Consider the following 21041-nt stretch of genomic DNA (forward strand, 5'->3'; position numbering starts at 1 on the left):
AAACTCTCTAATTTGCCGATACAATGAAATAAATTTTCAAAAAAGAAGTTAGAAAAATCATATTTATTCTCCTGGTTTTGTAGAAATTAATATCCAATTAGGATTATCAGAAGAAACATTCCGTGTAAAAGTCCATACATCAATAACTTTTCCAAAAATTTCAGGATCACTAGAAATTAATGCATCATTTTTATCATAAGAAGCAGAAATAAACTGCCCAACTATACGTATTGTTATATATATAGAATTATTCTCTATACTTGCATTAACAATTTTGAAATCGTCTATACCTACGAGACTTGACTTAACATTTTTTTCATTATATTTTCGTTCCATAAGAGAATCATTAAAGTCTTGATATACTTTACCATCGACTAATTTCTCAATTTCATGAATCTTTCCTTCAAAAAAAGAATCAACAATTGTTTCGTAAGAACTACGAGCATTATTCAAAAAATCTTTGGGATCGAAATTAGAACAAATTGAAATAATATCTCGCATAGTTTTATTAAGGTGAGTCCCGATAGGGAATAATTCATTAACAGAATCTAAAATATCTTGTTTTTTCACTTTTTTAAAAGACAAAACATTCCAGGTATCCTCTTTTGAAAGAGAGAATTTTTTCTTTTTTTCATTTAAATAATCTGGGAAAGGTTTTTCACGCGTAGATTTTTTTCCTAAAACACTACGTAACTGTAAAAAAATAAAAATCGTTATAAAAGCAAATAAAAGTATCAAAAAATCACCTAAATCCATTTTGATAAAAACCATCTTTGTTAAAGTTTGAGTAAGCTTATTGTAGTAATGACTTCAAATTTTATTTATCTTAAATTAAGAAAGGCATAATTGTAAAAAAAACATATCTTGATTGAAGCCTGTTTTAAATTTTTTAAAATACATGTATAACCTCAAAGGATAGTAATATTCAATCGTACTAAGTACAATACCTTTTTATACTTCCATAGGCAAGGGTTGTATGATTCAAATTCAATAAGGACGATAAAAAAGGATTAGAAATGGAACAAAAACAACAATTTATTATTTTAAATCAATATGTCAAAGATTTATCTTTCGAATCTCCTAATGCTCCTTACTGTTTTTCTGATGTTAAAAATCAGCAACCCACAATACAAATCAATGTACAAGTAAATTCAAATTCTATTTCTGATACTGATTTTGATGTTGTTCTTTCATTTGATATTGAAGCTAAAAGCGATAAAAAAATAATTTTTAGTTTAGAGATTTCATATAGTGGAATTCTTAGGATTGTAAGTTGTCCAAAAGATTCTATTCCGCATATTCTATTTGTTGAATGTCCTAATCTGCTTTTTCCTTTTGTAAGACAAATGATTTCGAATACAATAAGAGATGGCGGTTTTCCTCCTTTTATGATCGATACAATTGATTTTTTAAAATTATTTCAACAAAAAAACTCAATAGAAAACCAAGAATAATTGATAAAAAATCAAATAATAATTATTAATTAGAAAAGATATATTTATCCCAAACAGCATTTTTCCCTATTATTTGTATTGTTTTAGTATGTCTATTCAGTTCTTCTTTTGTTATTCTCACATCAAGCTTTTTATCTCGTTTTAAACAATAGATATCTATTGTTTTATTTTCACTTTTTTTAAAGGAGGAATCTTTGTTTATTTTGAATCCAAAATCTATTTGTGATCCTCCAACCATCATTTGCACATAAACATCTGCAAGAAGATGAGAATCCAATAATGCTCCATGTTTTGATCGATTAGAAATATCTATTCCATATCGTTTACAAAGGGAATTTAAATCATTCTTAGACGAAGGATGTTTACGTCTTGCAATTGATAAAGTATCAGTAATCCTTGATGGATCTAAAGGATCCTTGTTTATTCGTTGTAACTCAGCATTAATGAAACCTACATCGAATTTGGCATTATGAGCTATCCATTCTGCGTTTTTATCATTAAAAAAATTCCAAAATTTGGGAAAAATTGAAGAAAAAGATGGCTTATTTTTTAAAAAATCGTCTGTTATACGATGTACTTTAAAAGCACCAGTACTATTTTTTCTATCGCCAGGAGAAATATAAGTATGAAAAGTTCTACCAGTTTTAGAATAATCTAATATCTCAATAGCTCCTATTTCAATTATTCTATCGTTTTTTTCATCAAGTCCTGTGGTTTCTATATCAAATATTATTTTACGCATTTTGTTTTTTAAAATCACTTATATCAATAATATATTTGAGCATTTTCTGAATTTCTATTCCTATTGCCTCAATTTTTCCTTCTGTGTTTAGCACATAATCAGCACGAGATATTCTATCTTTTTCGTTTATTTGTTTAGAAAGAATAAAACGAAATTTTTCTTCTGTATAATTTTTCCTTGATAAAACACGATTACGTTGTGTTTCAAAGCTGCAAGTAACAACGACTACTGCATCGAATAAATACTCTTTTTTTTTCTCAAATAACAAAGGTGTGTCAAAAAAAACTATTTTTTCTCCTCTATAAAACATTTCATATAATAATTTTTTTTCATTAAGCCTAACCATTGGATGTACGATCTTTTCAAGAATATCTAATTTTTCAGGGTATTTTTGTAATATTTCCAATAGATAATATTTATTCACTTTGTTATTTTGAATTGTTTCAGGAAAAAAATTACCAATTACATCTACTGCTTCATTATGATATAGTTGATCAACTATGTCATCAGAACTTATGACTGAAATGTTTTGTTTTTTCAAAAATTCTGCTACAGTTGTCTTTCCTGTTCCAATGGATCCAGTTAATCCTATAACCAACACTTATACACCTCAACATCAGTAAAAAATGTAAAACTTTTATGAATATACCATTACTATAAAAGAATACTTTATTAAAAATTTTATAGTTTAATTTTTATTTGATATAAAAATTTACCCTAATTGTAACAATTATTTTTTTATAAAAATATTATTTTATAATGTTGGATATTAGTATCATTATACCTCTATTTATAATAAAGAAAATTTTTAAAAAATTTTGATCTTAAGTAAATAATTATCAAAATTTAAAATAGCAATTCATTAATTAGACTAAAATATTTTTATAAAAAACAATGATGTTTTTAAGTAGAATAGGATATTGAAGGATTGTGTTCTTGGATTTTTTTTAAAAAAACTTTTTGATATATCTGATAAAATGCTTATTATGGGTAAGTTTTTAGAGTAAACACTCATTGTAATTAGGAGTTTTTAATTTGAATTGGATCTTAAATGTTGTTCGTCCACGTATAAATTCTGTATTCGGTAACAGGAAAATTCCAGAAAATCTTTGGGTAAAATGTCCAGAAACAGGAGAAATGGTTTATCACAAAGATTTGAAAGAGAATCAGTGGGTCGTACCTTCTTCTGATTTTCATATGAAAATACCTGCAAAGGAAAGGTTGAATTTTTTATTTGATAAATCTGAATATTGTCTATTAGAACAACCTGAAGTATGTCAAGATCCATTAAAATTTCGTGATAGTAAAAAGTATATAGATCGCTTAAAAGAAAATCGTTCAAAAACAGGTTTAAGTGATTCAATTATATCTGCTGTTGGTAATGTAATAGGTTTAAAATTAGTTGCTGTTGTTCACGAATTTTCTTTTATAGGAGGATCATTAGGTATTGCTGCAGGTGAAGCCATTGTAAAATCTTGTGAGAGGGCTATTGCTGAAAAATGTCCTCTTGTGATGTTTACTGCATCTGGAGGTGCACGTATGCAAGAAGGTATTTTATCACTTATGCAGTTGCCTCGGACTACAATTGCAGTAAATATGCTGAAAGATTTAGGTCTTCCTTATATTGTCGTACTCACTAATCCCACAACTGGTGGTGTTACAGCTTCTTATGCAATGCTTGGCGATATTCATTTTGCTGAACCTGGTGCTGAAATTGGTTTTGCTGGAAGGAGAGTTATTGAACAGACATTAAGAGAAAAATTGCCAGATGATTTCCAGAGATCCGAGTATTTAGTGGATCATGGAATGATAGATAGGATTGTTCATCGGCATGATATTCCAAAAGTTATATCTTCTGTATGTAAAATACTAACTAAATCTGCACAGTAAGAAATAAGTAAATTATTCGTTGTTTTTTTCCTTTGCTTCATGGATGGATTTATATGGGTATTCTTTCACTAGATAGAATGAAGCATCTTTTAAAAGATTTAGGTAGACCACAAGATCGTCTTCCTCCGATAATTCATATAGCGGGGACGAATGGTAAAGGATCTACAGCAGCATTTTCTCAAAGATTACTTGAATCATCGGGATTATCTGTACATGTCCATACATCTCCTCATCTTATTAAGTGGAATGAACGTTTCCGTTTAGGTGTCAAGGGAGGTAGGGGAAAATTAGCAGAAGATCTCTTGTTAATTGATGTATTTAGTCGTGTTATGAGACTAAAAAGTGCCAGAAATATTACTGTTTTTGAATTATCAGTTGCGGTTGCTTTTGTTTTATTCTCAGAATATCCAGCAGATTGTGCTATTATTGAAGTTGGTATGGGTGGAAGATTTGATGCTACTAATATAATTGAAAGAACTGCTGTTTCTATAATTACGTCTATTTCTTTAGATCACGTAGAATATTTGGGAGATACTATTAGTAAAGTTTCAAAAGAAAAAGCAGCTATTATGAAAAGTAAATGTCCTGTAGTAATAGGTCATCAAATATATGATGATGCACGTGATGTTCTTATTGCAGAAGCAAAAAAAATGGGATGCCCATATCGTTTGTACGGCGATCATTTCTGTTCTTTTGAAAAAAATAAATGTCTTGTATACAAAGATGAGATTTCTCAAAAATATTTAACTATGCCTAACCTAATAGGTGAATATCAGTATATTAATGCAGCAACTGCTATTTGTGCTGTTCAGATGGCTGGTTTTGTATTACAAGATATCTTTATTAACGATGCACTACAGTCAGTACAATGGTTTGGAGTCCTTCAAAAAATTAATAATGGTTGCTTGCTTAGCAATTTACCAGATCATTCTGAAATATGGATAGATGGTGGTCATAACCCAGGTGCTGGTTTAGCTATTTCTAAAGAAATACCTAAATTACCAGGATTCTATCACAAGACGTTTTATCTTGTAATAGGTATGCGTAAGGAAAAAGACTATAAAAAATATTTGGAATCATTCGTCAGATTATCCCCAATTGTAATATCGGTTCCTGTTATGAACAATAAAAGTGATATTAAATCATCAATAAGTGTGGATACAAAGGTTTTAATGCAAGAAGCCATGAAATTAGGTTTCAGAGCATTAGCTTGCTCTTCTATTACAGAGGCACTTTTAAAAGTAAAAGAAATTAACGGTAAAATGCCTCCTCCATTTATTCTAATAGGAGGATCTTTATACCTTGTAGGAGAGTTCCTTTATAAAAATGGAGTGCAAATAAATTAAATATTATCTACTATTTTTCACCATTATTATTTAGCTTTAATATTATTTCACTCTTGTATTAATAATATTTATACGAGAGATAGTATCCATTTAGTTATATCACTCTTAGAAGAACCGCCTGGCATCATGGTGCCTACTATTTGACCATCTTTAAATAAAATAAGGGTAGGGATAGAAGATATTTTATACTGCTTAGATATAGAAGGGTTTTCTTCTATGTCAAGCTTTGTTATTTTTATCTTTTCAGCAAGTTCATCTGCAATATCGTCAATAATAGGTGATAAAATCATACAAGGACGACACCAACTTGCCCAAAAATCCACGATTACTGGACTAGAGCATTTTAAAACTTCTAAATCAAAACTATCAGTATTTACCTTTAGTGCACTCATCACATATACTCCATGTAAAACAATTAATTCAATACTTTACTAATCTTAATCTAATTTATAATCAAGGGATCTTAATTTCTATTTCTGCAAAAGCTTTATTTAATTTATGTTGAGGAATAACAAATATCTTTGGTTTTGAAACATAAATAAGCAAACATATTAAGCTCTTATTAGGATATGAATCCTTAAGGATTTGTTCATATATAGAAAGTTGTTCAATATGATTAGATGGAATAGAATCAATTTCTTCGGGAACATTATGATGAGTTTTATACTCAAATATAAAAATATTTTTCTTTGAGATCGATATTTGATCAACACGTCCAGAGACTATAACATCTTTTTTTGGAAAAAAAACTTTTCCAGAAATTGAAACTTCAGTATGAGAATCACAAGACATAGCTGTAATCATGATTGGATGTTCTAAAAGATTTGTAATAGATAGTACTAAATTTTTATACTCTTGTACGGAGTAAAACTTAGCATTTTTTTTACAGTATGAAGTTATGAATTGTTTTCGTTCGTTTTCAGGAATTTTAAAAATTATCTGTAGTAATTTATGAATCATAAATCCACGTTTTAAAGTATTACTTTCAGATAATAATGTTGTTAGACTTGTTGCACTGTTTTTTTCTATCATCGATGGATTGAGAATATAAGGTTCGTTTATCTTATTTTTAATAGGATATAAAAGTTTTTCAGGAATTATCTTTTGTTCAAATAATTGTTTTGTAATTGGTTCTGTTTCAACTGATATATTCTCAGGATGATGAATACTCCATTCATATGCTGTCCATTCATCTTTGTTTAAAGAATTTTTTAACTTTATTTTTTTTACTCTTTGATCACCAGAGAAAGAATCATAGACCATATCATACCAAGTTCTTTTATTTGATTTTTTCTCATGATTATTGTTATGATTGTTATTGGAATACTTGCAAATTATTAATTTGTCTGAAGCTCTTGTCATTCCAACATATAAAAGACGATTGTATTCTTCTTTAGTAGATTTTTTAATATATTCGATGATATTTGAAACCATATTATTGCGTGCATTAGATTTTGGTATCCACATTGGCGTTCCAGGATCATCGCTAAAAGATGGAGCAATATGCATTTTCTTTATGTAATTATGAGAAAAATATGCTGATCCTGTATCCACAAGGAAAACCACAGAAGATTCTAATCCTTTAGCAGCATGCACTGTCATAATACGAACTTCATTATGATTAGTACTGTTTTCTCTTTTGATAATAGGTGGATAATGTTCTAGTTCTGACATTAATTCTTGTAGACTAAAACAGCCTTTTTGTTCATTCCTTAATATAAAGTTAATAAATTCACTAAGAACGTCAATAACTTCGCTTCCAAAACGAGAAATGAACTGTTGTCTGCCTTTTTTTGCTACTAATATTAATGTAAAAAAATCATGAGGATTACAAAATTGGGAAATATTAATGAGTTCATTTATATATTGAATTATATGTTTGAATTTAGATATGCCGTTGTTGGCCATTTTTTTTATATATTCATAAACAGTTTCTTCTTTACCACGCTGTGTGCATATTGAGAATATCTCTTCTTCAGAAAAATTAAACAAAGGACTTTTCAGAATGGAAACCAGAGATAAATCATCTTCTTGTGATAAAATAAAATGTCCAAGAGCGATTAAATCCTTTATAGCAAGATGATCTGTCAGAATGAATCTATCATTTCCAGCAACAGATATTTTGTAATCATTTTTAAGGAATCTTGTCAGAAATGTGATAAAAGGAGTAGATTTGCGCTTTCGTACTAATACTAGTATATCTTTTTCTTGAATAAACCTTTTTTTATCATTGCTTCTGATGGTATCAGAACCGATCATATTCGCAATGGTATGAGCAATGCGTCTTGCTAAAATAGAAGCAGAAGATTCTTTTGGAGTAGAATCAAAATAAGATATCCAATTTTCATTTTCAGAATTACGCTCTGAAATTAATTCTTCCCAAAGCTGTACTGTTCCGACATGTCCAATGCGACTAGAACGATGCATAATAGTAGATTTATTATCTTCACTAAGCCCTTTTGCATTATCTGGTATAGAAAAGACCTTGTCTACAGCAGTTAGAATATCCGAAGTTGATCTAAAAGATATGGGAAGTTCTATTATAGAAAATTTCTGTCCTGCATCAGTAGCACGTTTTTTATTAATTTTTTTTTCACGTGAAACACGATGAGTTTCTGCCCCATGGAAAGAATAAATAGATTGTTTTTCGTCACCTACTGCAAATAATGTACGAGTATTTTGGTTCTTTCCAGAAAAAAAATCTTCAGTTAGAGAACGAATTACTTCCCATTGAATAAGACTAGTATCTTGTACTTCATCGATTAGTATATGATTGATTTCTTGGTCAATTTTATAGCGTATCCATGCACTTACATCACGTTTTTTTAAAAGATCGTTAGTGTAAATGATTAGATCTTCAAAATCAAGAACATAGTTCTTTTTTTTCAATTCTTCATAATGAGAATGGATATGTTTAGCTAATGTTAATGATGCTAAAGTTGATTTAAAAATTTTGTATGTGTTAAAGCGATCTTTTATTTCTAAGAACTTTTCTTGTGATTCTTGTAGTTTTTCCTTTAAGTAAGGTGCTTTCTTAGCAATTTCTTTTGAGATAATATTCTTTTTAGGAGATCCTTTTTTTGTTAAAAAAAAATATGATAAAATATTAAAATATTCTTCAATACATTGATTTTTAGATGATTTTTTTAGATTTCGAATTTGATCTGATATTTCATATTCTTCTGTTTCTATAAGTAACTGAAGATATTCCTGCACGTAATTTTCTTGAGAACATGGTAATATCAACAAATCTTTATATATAAGTTCATAACTTTCATTAGAAGACAGGCCGAAGCGCTTTTTTAATAATTGTTCTTCTCCACCATGATTCTTAGCAAAACAAGAAAATTGCTTAAGAGCATTTCTATTACTAATGATATCAGACATTAATGTTTCTAGATCTGTTTCATTTGATATTTCAATTATTTTATAAAAAGCCTTTTTGAGCTCTATATTGTTATCTAACATGATAGAAGAAAGCATTGATTTTTGAGCTTCTGCTATTAGCTTTTTTGATTGATCGTCGTCTATTATAGAAAAATTACTTGTAATATTTGCTTCCAAGGGGAATTGTTGCATAATTGATTCACAAAAAGCATGAATAGTTTGAACTTTTAATCCTCCAGGAGTTTCAAGTATTTTAGTAAGTAAAGATCGAGCTTTGGAAATATCTTTTTTCGTGGACTTTTTACCCTGGATTTTCGTGATTTCAGCAGAAAGAATTTCGGTAGATAAATGAGACCATTCAGTAATTATTTCTAGAACACGATGCGACATTTCTGCTGCTGCTGCTTTAGTATGAGTAAGGCATAAAAGAGTAGAAGGATGAGAATTAGCCAGGAGAAGACGCAAGATTCTTTGAACTAGAATATGGGTTTTTCCAGATCCAGCATTAGCAGAAACCCATGCAGAACTAGTTGGATCAGAAGCTAATAATTGTTTTGATTTTGTTTGAGATATTAAGTTTGTAGTTTCAAAATTATCTTGGAATGAATTATGATGTATCATATTCTTCTCTCCATTCTGCCACGCGGGCAAGGTGATCATATTCCATACAAATATCGTTTTTTTCTGAAAGACGTAAATGTGATATAAAAGGTCTCTTACCATTTTGTAGCAATGTTATCATTGTTATTAAATTGTTGAGAGATCTTTCTGCAAGCTCAACAGCAGAACATTTTTTTTTATTATCTGTAATACAATCTTCTTTAAATTTTTGTTTGAGCCTTATATAAATAAGATTATCAACTTTTTTGCAATCAATTTGATTAAAAGATCCAGTTTGCAAAGCTGCAGCTTCTAGAGCAAGTTGTGGATCAATCAGTTGCTGAGCCATATTCTTAGTAGGATTATCCCCAGTTTTATAATCTATGATGTCAACGAAACCAGATTTTAACAGATCAATGCGATCAGCAAAACCAGTTAAATTAACTCCAATGGATTCTATTTTCATGCTTGCATGAACATTGACAAAGCTTTTTTTTATTAAACGTTTCCTCTGTCTTTTTTCTTCATTCTCTAAAAAACAATGAGATATTTTATGAAAAAGATGACGCCAAATAATATCTATATGATGAGGAATTTTTTTTTTTTCAAAAGCAGAATCAATAATTTTTGTCATAAGAAAATTCATTTCAGGTGTGTTTTTATTAATTCTTCTTTTTACTAATTCTGCGATAATATCATGAAAAAGTATTCCGCGATCTCGTTGGTCAGGATCTTTCTTAAATCTAGGTATAAAATGTAATTTGAGAATTTTCTTTGCGTAAATAGCATATGGATCGCTTATTAGTTTTTTTATCTCTGAAAAAGAATAAGTTTTAGGTTGCATATTTCGGGGAGGGAAAGGTTTCGGGCGTGTGTAATGTGGTTGTCTTTTTGTATTATCTAAATTCCTAGCCCAATCTAGATAGCATTGACCTCTTTTTTTGAGATTATTTGAAAAATCTTTTCCTCCAAAAATTAAAAGTTGTTGCAACCAACGTGATGCAATAGTTGGAATATTATTTTCTCGTAAAGAGCGTGTATATATAAGATGGCGTGTTCCGCTTGCTGTTTCAAAATCATGTGCTGCTTGCCCTATGTATTTTTCATCTGTTTCTAACCCTAGATCAAATTTCATTGTTCGTGATAAAAAAGGATTTTTAGAGATATTTTTAGGCCAAGTACCTTCGTTCAGACCTCCTAGTATCAATGTATCAAAATGTAGTAATCTAGATTCTAATGTACCCAATATGAATATATTAGATGACTTTTCAATCTTAGGTTGAACCGTCTCCCCAGCAATAAGAGATTTAATAATATCAATCCATTCAATATTGCTTGCTTTTATGCAAGAACCAGTTTCAAGAATTTTCCTGAATAATGAAAATAGAGTTCTCCCTTCTTCTGTTAACCACAAATCGGGTAGTTCTTGATTTTCATCAATGCATACATTTTGCAAACAAATAGTTGTTAATTTTGTCCAATCTGATATACTTAAGTTGTTATCGTAATTTTTATCCATCTGATTTTCAATTAAAGGTTTTATGGATTTTACGATTTTATCAGCTAGTAATATAGCTAATTCTTTATCTTCTTCAGACAAGCGTGATTGCCAATTAGGAATATGCGAATCATCTTTTTGTGCATTAATTTTCTCAATAACTAGAGATTTTAAAGAAACTATATCATAATGATTGGTATTATCCCGAAGTGCAATTAATTCAAGTGCATTTTTTGCTTTGGATAGATATTTTTCAGAAAATCCAAATTTTGCTAGAGGATGTTTAATTAAGATAGCAATAGCCATAGCGTCATTGGGTTTAAATACTGCATTTAAAATAGATATAAGAATTGAATTTTGTAAGGTAGCTGATAATGGTATACCAGCAGAAATATCAATATTTACCCCAAAGCGTGTAAGTTCTAGTTTTACACGACGAGCTAGGTCTCGATCAGTTGTTATCAGTGCGGATTTTGTTTTTTTATTTTCATCGATAGACATACGCAATGCAATTGCTATAGCAGTTGCTTCTTCTCGTTCGTTATCTGCTTCAATTAATTTTACATTGGAAAAAGATTTTTGGATATTTTGTCTTATTTTATTTTCTAAAAGATCTGTATCATGTATTTCAGAGTTATCTTGTGGTAAAAATGATTTTGAAATAATTACTGAACGAAAATACATTTCGTCATCAACTGTTCCTAAATTTTTAACATCTTCACGTTTAATATTCAAAAATTTCAAAAGATTTGCTAAAGAATATTGAGGGTGAGATGAGTATTTTACTTTTGAGTTTGCAATATTATTAGATTTTTCTGTAATCATATTCCATATCTTAGTTGGTATAGAAAAATCTAATCCTGGTAAAATTATTGCACCATTTGGATCATTTGCTACAGTTGACATTAATCTGGCAGTTGCAGGGATTGAACCGGTTGAACCAGCAATAATTATAGGGCCTTTTGTCCCTTTCAAAATGTATTCTTCTTCTGCTTTCATGAGAGCTATTTTATACTGAACAGGAGAAGAGTAATTAAGTTCAAAAAGTCTTGCTATCCAATATTTACTAGCAATTTTTAAAAATTCTAAAGCCATCAACCACCACATACCATATTGTTCATTCTTAAGTTTATACAATACTTCCCATTGTTTTTCTTCTGTTTCAATTATATCAATAATCTCTGCTAAATTTTTTGCGAGCCAAATGGCATTAGCAGGGCTTATTGGCAATATTAATGGTGATTCTGGATATATATTTTTTATATTATTAGGCAACTGATTTCGCCAAATTAGAATTAAGTGTGCTAGTTCTAAAAGGCGTTGTATGTTCGGAACAGGGGGATTGAGATTATATGAGAGTAGAAGATCTGCAGTGAAGTTTCCTTCTATAATATCTCCCAATGATTTTATTACAGGTAGAATGATAGATTTCTGCCCTATAATTTCTATAAACTCTGAACGCAATTCTTGGATTGCACGTTTTGTGGGGACATAAATTGTAACTGAAGCTAAAGATATAGGATTAAATGAATCGTATTGAAAATTTTTTACTAATGATCCATCTAATAAATGAACGATCATCTCCTTAAAAAAATTAGAAGACGGTGAAATAGTAAAAATATTGGATTTTTTATTTCGCATTTTTATCAATTATAATTGGTTTATCTTAGTTAAATTATTCTATTTTTGATATGAATGAGTAATTTTTATTAAGATAGGATATAATCCATTTCTCCGCTGAAATAGTAGCTTGTCTTCCATTTTTCTCTTGATTAAGTTGTATATCAATAGATTTTTTCGGAAGAAAACTTTTCCCTATCTCAGGCCATTCAATGATGCAGATTCTTTCGCTTAAAATTTCATCAAATCCCAATTCAAATATCTCCTGATAGCTAGATAATCTATAAAAGTCAAAATGAGCTATTGGTATACTAGCTTCATATAATTGTACTAATGTAAAAGTAGGGCTTAAAACTTCTAATTCATTATTATTTGCTAAAAAACGTATTATAGAGCGTGCTAAAAAAGTTTTTCCTGATCCTAAATCCCCTGATAGGTTTAGACAGTCTCCTAGTTGGAGTATAGACGCTAAACACTTCCCAAGTAGAATAGTGTTTTCTTCATTAGGAAGAGGAATTATTGCAATATTTTCTTCATAAAACTTCATAGTAAATCTAATTTCATTCTTTTGAGGGAATTCTACAATTGATTGTTGTAATTCCTTCATGAGAACTATTAATTGATACATTTCCGCCATGAAGATTTATAAAACTTTCTACTATGGATAATCCCAATCCTACCCTTCTGCGTTGTCCAGGAGGTGCATTTGAAATAAATCTATTAAATACATTTTTACATATATCTTCAGGAATAGGTGATCCATTATTTGTAACAGAGAAAATAAAATCATTATTTTCACGAGAAGCATTTAAAATTACTTTAGATCCTTTAGAAGAAAAATTTGCAGCATTACTGAGTATTTTGGCAAAAATTTGAAGTAATCTTTGTTTATCTGCGACGAAAGATCCTAATTCACAACTAGGAACAACCTTGAGCTCTATATTATTTTCATGCATTTTGCTAGCAATAGATTGTTTTACCTCATTTAATAGATCATTGAGAACAATGGTACTGTAATTTAATTCCATAATTCCAGCGTCAACAGTAGCAAGATCAAGAATATCATTGACTAGATTTAACAAAAGCTCTGACGAAGTAGATATATACTCTACATATTGAGATTGTTTAGGATTTAATCTACCTAATTTAGATGTTTTAAGTAAATCAGTAAATCCAATAATATTAGTTAAAGGAGAACGCAATTCGTAAGATACATGTTGGACAAAATTATTTTTAATTTCATCTGCTTTGCATAATGCCTCATTTTTTTCTGTTAAAGCTCTCTCTGCTCTAACTGAATCTGTCACATTTGCAAAAGTTAACATTGTTTGTGCATTCTGCAAAGGAATAATAGAATATTCAAGGACTGAACCTGATAACAACTCAAGTTTTCCTTGTAATGATTTCCTTTCATCATCAAAACTTGTGATTATTGCAGCAAATATATCCCATCCATCTGACTTATTATAATATCTAGAACAAGCAGTTGCAATATTACGAATATGTGTTCCAGGAGATATTTGGTTTTCATCTGTTTCCCATAGAGATCTAAAAGCAGGATTTGATAACTTTATTTTACCATCCGGCCCAAAAACAGCAATTCCTTCAGACAAATGATCGATAGTTTCTCCTTGTACTTTTAATAGGGTGTTATATCTTGTTTCTAGGTCTACTTGGACTGTTAAATTTTCAAACATCCAAGTTGTTCCTCCACGTGGGTTATTATAAGAGACTACAACATGTAGTGTTTGTCCATTAGGTAAATGCCAAGTGTCTTCATACGTTCCTGAAGATTGGTAAACAGAAAAAATATTTTCTTTCCAAGTTTTCCAATTGAGTTGCTCCGGTAATTTATTTGCAGATCTTAAAAATTCAATAAGTTCATCATTACTTGGATTGGAATCTAGAAATGTCGAATCTATTCCCCATAATTTTATAAAAGATTGATTGTAAAATTGTAAGTATCTATTTTGATCAAATATTGCTATGGCAAATGCCAAATTATGTAGTATTTCATATGTATCGGTAAGCTGACTATTGAAAGCTATTTCTTTTGAAATATCAATGGCAATACCAGCTTCTCCAAAAGAATTTAATGAACGAATTATCTTATAAGATTTGTTTTTTTCATGTTCCAACGTAGAGATAGTTTCGCAAAATTCCTCTCCTAATTCATTATAAGATAGCATTTTCTTTTTAATTTCTTCTTCGAATAATTTACGATTGTCAAAAATTATTTTTTTAATAAAATCTTCTTCTGTTTCTGTATTTTTTTTGTAGCTATTATTGGTCCAGATAATATCTCCTCTTTGGTCAAGTTGCCATACTAAGGAATCAAGGGAATCAAATAATAATTTGAAAATTGATATATGACCACTGAGTTTTTTGCATTGCAAAATATTTTCTGCTAATTCCGAATATATACCATTAAGAGTTAAAATACGAAGAAACGCGCAACTTCCAGATACTCTTCCCTCTATTTTAATTGCACAATCATTTTTAGTCTCTGCTATGAGATCAAAACATTTACCATCTTTACGTAAATTCTCTATTTCCCTTGATAGTTTTATATAATGATGAAATTTTAACCAATTTTCGAAAGATAGAATGTCAATATTTGTTTGAGGAATATCTATTTCTTGATTTAATTGTCCAATTACTTCAGTTTTTTCATCTTTTCCATCCCAAACAATGATTATACAATTACTTTTAGTCAACAATGAATGGTATTTTGATAATTGATAATATACTTTAGAAAGACAAGAGTATGTTTCGTTAAGCTTCTTAGCGATATTATTCCTTTGTCGCACGAGTAGTATTATTGAAGTAATGGTAAAGGATAGTATTACAACTATCGTTCCAAATAGTGCTATTTTACAAGAGATAATTGTCTAAACTCCTAATTAATTTCCTGTGCCTATTGTTGCAATGCTTGTCATCATTTACATTATTATAACCAATTTAAGTGGCTATTGTAGAAAATAAATTATCTTTTGAGCATATTATATCTTATTTTGACGAGGGATTTTTGTTTGTGTCAACATTGTCACAGTCTATTTGCTTTGTGATTTTTTGTATTCTATTTGTTTTTTTGAAACTATTTTATTTTCTACTATTTTGAAATAAATTACAAATCAAAATCAGTATTTTTTGAATACTAGGACATGTCAGCATGAGTAAGTATCTTTGATATGTCAGCATGAGTAAGTGTCTTTTAAAAAATTATAGTCTTTACCTTCTTTTCTATCTTAAGTAAAGCTCCCTCTAGTAGGAGGAATAATATGCTTTTAATATCTAATTTATCCTTGATATTCTTATTTTTATTATAGTATAATTAAGATAATATACTTATTTAAGATATCATTGATTTAGATAGTGAAATACTAATTATAATCAATCAATATTTTGTTCTCATGACAATTATTATATAAAAAATATTGGCTAGTACAAAAAGATTAGCTATGTATCATGCAGTTTTTTGAGATATAATAATCTGGAATCTTTTATAATAAAATTTGGTTGTCTATATAAGACAATTCATAAATGATAAAAATGTTTCACTATAGTGTATTTTGATGGATATTGGTGATAAGGGGAAGAGTTTTTTTATGGATAAATTTGATTTGGCGGGATCTCCTCGTGTATATTATAATTTGAGTATAAGCAGATTATATGAAGAATCAATCCGCCGAGAAAAAACAGTTGTCACCTGTCATGGATCCTTGAGAGCATTAACTGGGCAACATACAGGTCGCTCGGCTCGTGATAAATTCATTGTTCGAGATGATTCTACCGAAAAAGATGTTTTTTGGGAGAATAACAAACATATCTCTCCTGATAATTTATCTGCGTTAAAATCTGACATGTTGGATTATATCAAGGATAAAGAACTATTCGTACAGGATTTAGTTGCTTGTCCTAATACAAAAAATTCCATTTCCGTACGTGTAGTGACGCAATATGCATGGCATTCCTTGTTTATACGAAATTTGTTGAAGCATAAAGAAGATCTTGAATATATTCATGATATGAAGAATTTACAGGTTATAGTATTGCCTGAATTCTGTGCTGATCCAAATCGACATGGATGTCGTTCAGAGACAATAATAGCAATTGATTTTAGTATAGGTTTGATATTAATAGGCGGAACTTCATATGCTGGAGAGATAAAAAAATCAATATTTACTTATCTCAATCATGTTTTTCCAGAACGTGGGATTATGCCAATGCATTGTGCTGTTAATATGGATAAAAAGGGAGATGTAGCGTTATTTTTTGGTCTTTCTGGAACAGGGAAGACAACTTTGTCAGCAAGTAATGAAAGATTTCTTATCGGGGATGATGAGCACGGTTGGGATGAAGAGGGGGTTTTTAATTTTGAAGGAGGTTGCTACGCGAAGTCTATTAATCTTTCGAAAGAAATGGAACCGGAAATTTTTGCTGCTTCCTGTCGTTTTGGAGCAGTTCTTGAGAATGTAGTTGTTGACAATTGTGGTGTTCCTAATTTTAGAGACGGTTCTATTACAGAAAATACTCGTGCTGCTTATCCTATGAATTTTGTTCCTAATCATGCATTAAAGTCAGTAGGAGGACATCCGAAACATATTATTATGCTTGCTGCTGATGCTTTTGGAGTTTTGCCTCCAGTCGCATATTTAAATCCTGAGCAAGCATTATATTATTTTCTTTCTGGTTATACTGCTAAAGTCGCTGGAACAGAAAAGGGAGTTTTAAAGCCAGAAGCAACATTTTCAGCGTGTTTTGGAGCCCCATTTATGTCCAGAGATCCTGCTAAATATGGTAAAATCCTCAAGGATTATATTAATAAGTATTGCGTTGACTGTTGGCTTGTAAATACTGGGTGGACTTCTGGCTCATACGGAGAAGGTTATCGTATGCCTCTAAGCGTAACACGTGCACTTTTGAAAGCAATTTTTGATAATTCTATTAAAAATATGCCTTATCGTATTGATGAAAATTTTGGTTTTTCTGTTCCTATAGAGGTTGAGGGATTAGATAAAAAAATTTTGGATCCAAGAAGTTCTTGGAGCGATATTAAAGCATACGATATAAAAGTGAGAGAACTATTGTCAATGTTTGAGGATAATTCTAAAAAGAAAAAATTGCTGATATCATAAAGCAAATTTTTTTCGTAAAGGGTAAATATATTATAATTTTCTTATAGCAATTGTTTCTACTAAGTGATTATTCGCTTTTGATAAAATAATGTTTGCGCGTCCTCGTGTTGGCAAAATATGCTGTTTTAAGTTAGGTAGATTTATTTCGTGCCAAGCTTTTTCTGCTATTTGTAAAGAATTTTTTTCGCTTATTTTGTTTAATCTATAAAAATATGAACTTGGATCAAGCAATGCCTTTGTTCGCAATTCCATGAAGCGATTTAGATACCATTGATAGATATCTTTTTCATCGGCATCTATGTAAATTGAAAAATCCAAAAAATCTGAAATTATAGGTGTATTTTTATGAACATCTAACGAAGTATTTTGTTGTAGTATATTAACCCCCTCTATCAAAATTATATCAGGTTGGTTGATCTCGTAGAATTCTCCTTCTAATATGTCATATTCCGAGTGCGAATAACGTGGTACAAAAACTTTTTTTTTCTCATATTTTACATCATAAAGAAACCTTATTATTTTGTTTACATCATAGCTTTCAGGGAATCCTTTTCTGTGCATAAGATTTTTTTTAGTTAGAATTTCATTAGGAAAAAGAAAGTTATCCGTCGAAATAAGGGAAACTTTAAAATTAGAAATTTGTTGTAACAAAAGACATATGACGCTGGCAACAGTGGACTTCCCTACGGAAACAGATCCCGTAATTCCAATAGTCAATGTTGTTTTAGTTGTTTTTTTGATACTTAAAAATTTATCATACTGTTGACATTTTTTTTTATTAGAGATCACATCTATCAGTAAAAAATATGATAAGGGTAGGTATGTTTTGATTATTTCATTTGTATTAATTGGATTATCAATAAAAAGTAATTTATTATCTATTGCTTTAATTTGGGCAGAAGAAATGTTTACATGATCCGTCCATTCGTGAGATGTAAAAAAGTGATAAAGGGAATTATTTTTCATATTCATAAGATAATATTCTTTGGTAATTAAAATTATATAAGTTTTGTATCCTCATTTTTTTATCACGAGGCATACATTTAAGATAATTTTATCTTTTATGATATTTCACAATACACAATTGGGAAATGTTATACTTTGCATAACATATTTTTTGCATAAATCATAAATCATTGAAAGAAATAATTTTTTTTTTGTTATTCTGTATATTAGAACATGTGTTCATATTATCTTTAATAGGAATTTCACTTATAATTTTAATTACGCTATAATTAAGATAATTTATTGTGATATATACCATAAATGTTTTATCGGATTGCATTTAATATCATAATTTTATAAGGATATTCCTATGATGGTAGATTTTTTTTTAATCAAGCAATAATTTACGGAGCAATTATGGAAGCAATGAATAATGAGCATTCTGCTGTTAAAATATATTCTACTACAATTTTAACGGTGCGTAAGGATGGAATTGTCGTAGTTGCTGGTGATGGACAGGTAAGCCTTGGGAACACTGTTATGAAGGGTAATGCTCGTAAAGTTCGTCGTTTAAGTAAGGGTAATATAATAGCTGGATTTGCTGGATCTGCTGCAGACGCATTTACTCTTTTAGAAAGATTAGAAAAAAAACTTGAACAATACCCAAATCAGCTTTTACGTGCATCTGTTGAATTAGCTAAAGATTGGCGTATGGATAAGTATTTGCGCAATCTTGAAGCAATGATATTGATAGCTGATAAAGCAACAACATTGGTTATTACAGGTATGGGGGACGTTCTTGAGCCAGAACATGGAATTATGGCAATCGGATCTGGGGGATCTTATGCTCTTGCTGCTGCTCGTGCTTTGATGAATACTCAGAAGAGTGCAGAGGAAATAGCTCGCGAGGCTATGTCTATTGCTGCTGATATTTGTGTCTATACTAATCATGAAATTGTATTAGAAACATTGGAAGTCGGAGGTGAATAGGAAATACTATGCTTACACTTACATTTAATTTTTCTCCGCGTGAAATTGTTTCTGAGCTTGATCGCTATATTGTTGGCCAAAAAGACGCTAAACGTGCTGTAGCGATAGCACTGAGAAATCGTTGGAGAAGGCAGCAGTTACCTGCTAATTTATGTGACGAAGTGATGCCCAAGAATATATTGCTTGTTGGTTCTACGGGTGTTGGAAAAACAGCTATTTCCCGTCGCTTGGCAAAGTTAGCAGGAGCACCTTTTATTAAGGTTGAAGTGACTAAGTTTACTGAGATTGGGTATGTTGGGCGTAATGTTGAGCAGATTATACGAGATTTAGTTGATGTTGCAGTCAATCTAGTCCGTGAAAATAGACGTTATGAGGTGCGAGAACAAGCTGGTATTAATGCAGAAGAGAGAATATTAGATGCTCTGGTTGGAAAGTCTTCCACACCTAATACGCGAGAAGTATTTCGTCAAAAATTACGCAATGGGGAAGTGTCTGATAAGGAAATTGATATGGAGGTATCTGATACAGCTCCTGATATTTCAAACCTAGATATACCAGGAATAGGAGCGAGTGTAGGAGTTCTAAATCTTTCAGAAATATTTTCCAAGGTTATGGGTGGAGGACGTAAGAAAAAGATTCGTACATCTGTTCAAAAGTGTTATCCAGAACTTATACGTGAAGAATCTGATCGATTGATTGATATGGATAAATTGCATAGAGATAGTATCCAAATGGTTGAAAATTACGGGATTGTTTTTCTTGACGAAATTGATAAAATAGTTGCAAGAGATTCAGGAGACGGAATAGGTGTTTCTCGTGAAGGGGTGCAGCGTGATCTTTTGCCTTTGGTAGAAGGATCTTCTGTCTCGACGAAATATGGCTCTGTTAATACAGAGCATATTCTTTTCATTGCATCGGGAGCTTTTCATGTTTCTAGGCCAGCTGATCTTTTGCCTGAGATGCAAGGAAGGTTCCCAGTCCGTGTTCATTTAAAATCTTTAACTAGAGATGATTTTAAATTGATTTTAACTGACACGGAATCAAATCTCATACTCCAATATAAGGAGCTGATGAAGACAGAAGGTGTTACTTTAAACTTTACTGATGATTCAATAGATGCTCTTGCTGATGTAGCTGTGAATTTAAATAGTACTGTTGGAGATATAGGTGCTCGTAGATTGCAAACAGTGATGGAGAGGGTTTTAGAAGATATATCTTTTTCTGCTTCAGAGCTTCAAGAAAAAACCGTTGTGATTGATTCAAAGTACGTGCGTTTACATATAGGTGATTTTTCTTCTGAAATGGATGTATATCGCTATATTTTATAAATATTTTTCTTTGTAAGAGTCAAATATTTTAGGTTATGTTATGTATAGTGACTGAGTAATTTTTTATGAGTAATTTTAGTTGACTTAAATTATGTTATCTGTT

Annotated in this window: 15 protein-coding genes; 6 read left to right on the plus strand and 9 right to left on the minus strand. The window is 30.3% G+C overall.

What is annotated here, in order from left to right:
* Positions 1-63: 63 nt before the first annotated feature.
* The gene (locus GY664_RS02495) at positions 64-756 is read right to left on the minus strand and encodes a Tim44/TimA family putative adaptor protein (protein WP_333947885.1); all 693 of its coding nucleotides are present in this window, start codon (positions 754-756) and stop codon (positions 64-66) included.
* Between the two features lie 260 nt (positions 757-1016).
* On the opposite strand from GY664_RS02495, the gene secB reads away from it, so the two are divergent.
* Positions 1017-1454 carry a protein-export chaperone SecB gene (gene secB, locus GY664_RS02500; protein ID WP_333947886.1) on the plus strand — a complete coding sequence of 146 codons (438 nt, stop codon included), beginning with the start codon at positions 1017-1019 and terminating at the stop codon, positions 1452-1454.
* A 25-nt stretch (positions 1455-1479) separates the two neighbouring features.
* Here secB and dnaQ read toward each other — a convergent pair whose 3' ends face one another.
* Together dnaQ and coaE are read right to left on the minus strand one after the other, a co-directional pair.
* Entirely contained in the window at positions 1480-2196 is a 717-nt protein-coding gene (dnaQ, locus tag GY664_RS02505; RefSeq protein ID WP_333947887.1) for a DNA polymerase III subunit epsilon, read from the minus strand.
* On the minus strand, positions 2189-2797 hold the full coding sequence (gene coaE / locus GY664_RS02510) for a dephospho-CoA kinase (RefSeq protein WP_333947888.1): 609 nt from the start codon (positions 2795-2797) through the stop codon (positions 2189-2191). Before coaE ends, dnaQ begins: the two co-directional genes overlap by 8 nt.
* A gap of 434 nt (positions 2798-3231) precedes the next feature.
* Between coaE and accD the strand changes: the two genes are divergently transcribed.
* Both accD and GY664_RS02520 read left to right on the plus strand, forming a co-directional pair.
* On the plus strand, positions 3232-4086 hold the full coding sequence (gene accD / locus GY664_RS02515; protein WP_333947889.1) for an acetyl-CoA carboxylase, carboxyltransferase subunit beta: 855 nt from the start codon (positions 3232-3234) through the stop codon (positions 4084-4086).
* Positions 4087-4139: 53 nt separating this feature from the next.
* Entirely contained in the window at positions 4140-5432 is a 1293-nt protein-coding gene (locus GY664_RS02520; protein ID WP_333947890.1) for a bifunctional folylpolyglutamate synthase/dihydrofolate synthase, read from the plus strand.
* Positions 5433-5500: 68 nt separating this feature from the next.
* On the opposite strand, the gene trxA is transcribed toward GY664_RS02520, so the two are convergent.
* The 5 genes from trxA to GY664_RS02545 all read right to left on the minus strand — a co-directional run bounded on the left by trxA (position 5501) and on the right by GY664_RS02545 (position 15347).
* Positions 5501-5824 carry a thioredoxin gene (trxA, locus tag GY664_RS02525; RefSeq protein WP_333947891.1) on the minus strand — a complete coding sequence of 108 codons (324 nt, stop codon included), beginning with the start codon at positions 5822-5824 and terminating at the stop codon, positions 5501-5503.
* A gap of 61 nt (positions 5825-5885) precedes the next feature.
* Positions 5886-9470 (minus strand): double-strand break repair helicase AddA, encoded by a 3585-nt coding sequence (gene addA, locus GY664_RS02530; RefSeq protein WP_333947892.1) that lies wholly within the window; start codon positions 9468-9470, stop codon positions 5886-5888.
* Positions 9427-12558: a double-strand break repair protein AddB gene (addB, locus tag GY664_RS02535; protein WP_333947893.1), complete on the minus strand. Its 3132-nt coding sequence runs from the start codon at positions 12556-12558 to the stop codon at positions 9427-9429. Before addB ends, addA begins: the two co-directional genes overlap by 44 nt.
* A 34-nt stretch (positions 12559-12592) precedes the next feature.
* Positions 12593-13165: a tRNA (adenosine(37)-N6)-threonylcarbamoyltransferase complex ATPase subunit type 1 TsaE gene (gene tsaE / locus GY664_RS02540; RefSeq protein ID WP_333947894.1), complete on the minus strand. Its 573-nt coding sequence runs from the start codon at positions 13163-13165 to the stop codon at positions 12593-12595.
* On the minus strand, positions 13098-15347 hold the full coding sequence (locus GY664_RS02545; RefSeq protein ID WP_333947895.1) for a sensor histidine kinase: 2250 nt from the start codon (positions 15345-15347) through the stop codon (positions 13098-13100). Before GY664_RS02545 ends, tsaE begins: the two co-directional genes overlap by 68 nt.
* Before the next feature lie 798 nt (positions 15348-16145).
* Between GY664_RS02545 and GY664_RS02550 the strand changes: the two genes are divergently transcribed.
* A complete protein-coding gene (locus GY664_RS02550) occupies positions 16146-17675 on the plus strand; it encodes a phosphoenolpyruvate carboxykinase (ATP) (RefSeq protein WP_333947896.1) in 1530 nt (509 codons plus the stop codon).
* Between the two features lie 30 nt (positions 17676-17705).
* On the opposite strand, the gene coaA is transcribed toward GY664_RS02550, so the two are convergent.
* Positions 17706-18647 carry a type I pantothenate kinase gene (gene coaA / locus GY664_RS02555; RefSeq protein ID WP_333947897.1) on the minus strand — a complete coding sequence of 314 codons (942 nt, stop codon included), beginning with the start codon at positions 18645-18647 and terminating at the stop codon, positions 17706-17708.
* Positions 18648-19046: 399 nt separating this feature from the next.
* Between coaA and hslV the strand changes: the two genes are divergently transcribed.
* Entirely contained in the window at positions 19047-19610 is a 564-nt protein-coding gene (gene hslV, locus GY664_RS02560) for an ATP-dependent protease subunit HslV (protein ID WP_408612123.1), read from the plus strand.
* Positions 19611-19618: 8 nt separating this feature from the next.
* Positions 19619-20938, plus strand: a complete 1320-nt coding sequence (hslU, locus tag GY664_RS02565) for an ATP-dependent protease ATPase subunit HslU (RefSeq protein WP_333947900.1) — start codon at positions 19619-19621, stop codon at positions 20936-20938.
* Positions 20939-21041: the final 103 nt, after the last annotated feature.

Origin of the sequence: Candidatus Liberibacter brunswickensis (assembly GCF_036858155.1) — a bacterium.
Lineage (GTDB): Bacteria > Pseudomonadota > Alphaproteobacteria > Rhizobiales > Rhizobiaceae > Liberibacter > Liberibacter brunswickensis.

What these genes read in the sequence shown, in the direction of transcription:
- trxA (WP_333947891.1), bottom strand. Translation starts at nt 5,824, where the DNA reads ATGAGTGCACTAAAGGTAAATACTGATAGTTTTGATTTAGAAGTTTTA.
- hslU (WP_333947900.1), top strand. Translation starts at nt 19,619, where the DNA reads ATGCTTACACTTACATTTAATTTTTCTCCGCGTGAAATTGTTTCTGAG.
- secB (WP_333947886.1), top strand. Translation starts at nt 1,017, where the DNA reads ATGGAACAAAAACAACAATTTATTATTTTAAATCAATATGTCAAAGAT.
- hslV (WP_408612123.1), top strand. Translation starts at nt 19,047, where the DNA reads ATGAATAATGAGCATTCTGCTGTTAAAATATATTCTACTACAATTTTA.
- addB (WP_333947893.1), bottom strand. Translation starts at nt 12,558, where the DNA reads ATGCGAAATAAAAAATCCAATATTTTTACTATTTCACCGTCTTCTAAT.
- GY664_RS02550 (WP_333947896.1), top strand. Translation starts at nt 16,146, where the DNA reads ATGGATAAATTTGATTTGGCGGGATCTCCTCGTGTATATTATAATTTG.
- dnaQ (WP_333947887.1), bottom strand. Translation starts at nt 2,196, where the DNA reads ATGCGTAAAATAATATTTGATATAGAAACCACAGGACTTGATGAAAAA.
- GY664_RS02495 (WP_333947885.1), bottom strand. Translation starts at nt 756, where the DNA reads ATGGATTTAGGTGATTTTTTGATACTTTTATTTGCTTTTATAACGATT.
- tsaE (WP_333947894.1), bottom strand. Translation starts at nt 13,165, where the DNA reads ATGTATCAATTAATAGTTCTCATGAAGGAATTACAACAATCAATTGTA.
- coaA (WP_333947897.1), bottom strand. Translation starts at nt 18,647, where the DNA reads ATGAATATGAAAAATAATTCCCTTTATCACTTTTTTACATCTCACGAA.
- GY664_RS02520 (WP_333947890.1), top strand. Translation starts at nt 4,140, where the DNA reads ATGGGTATTCTTTCACTAGATAGAATGAAGCATCTTTTAAAAGATTTA.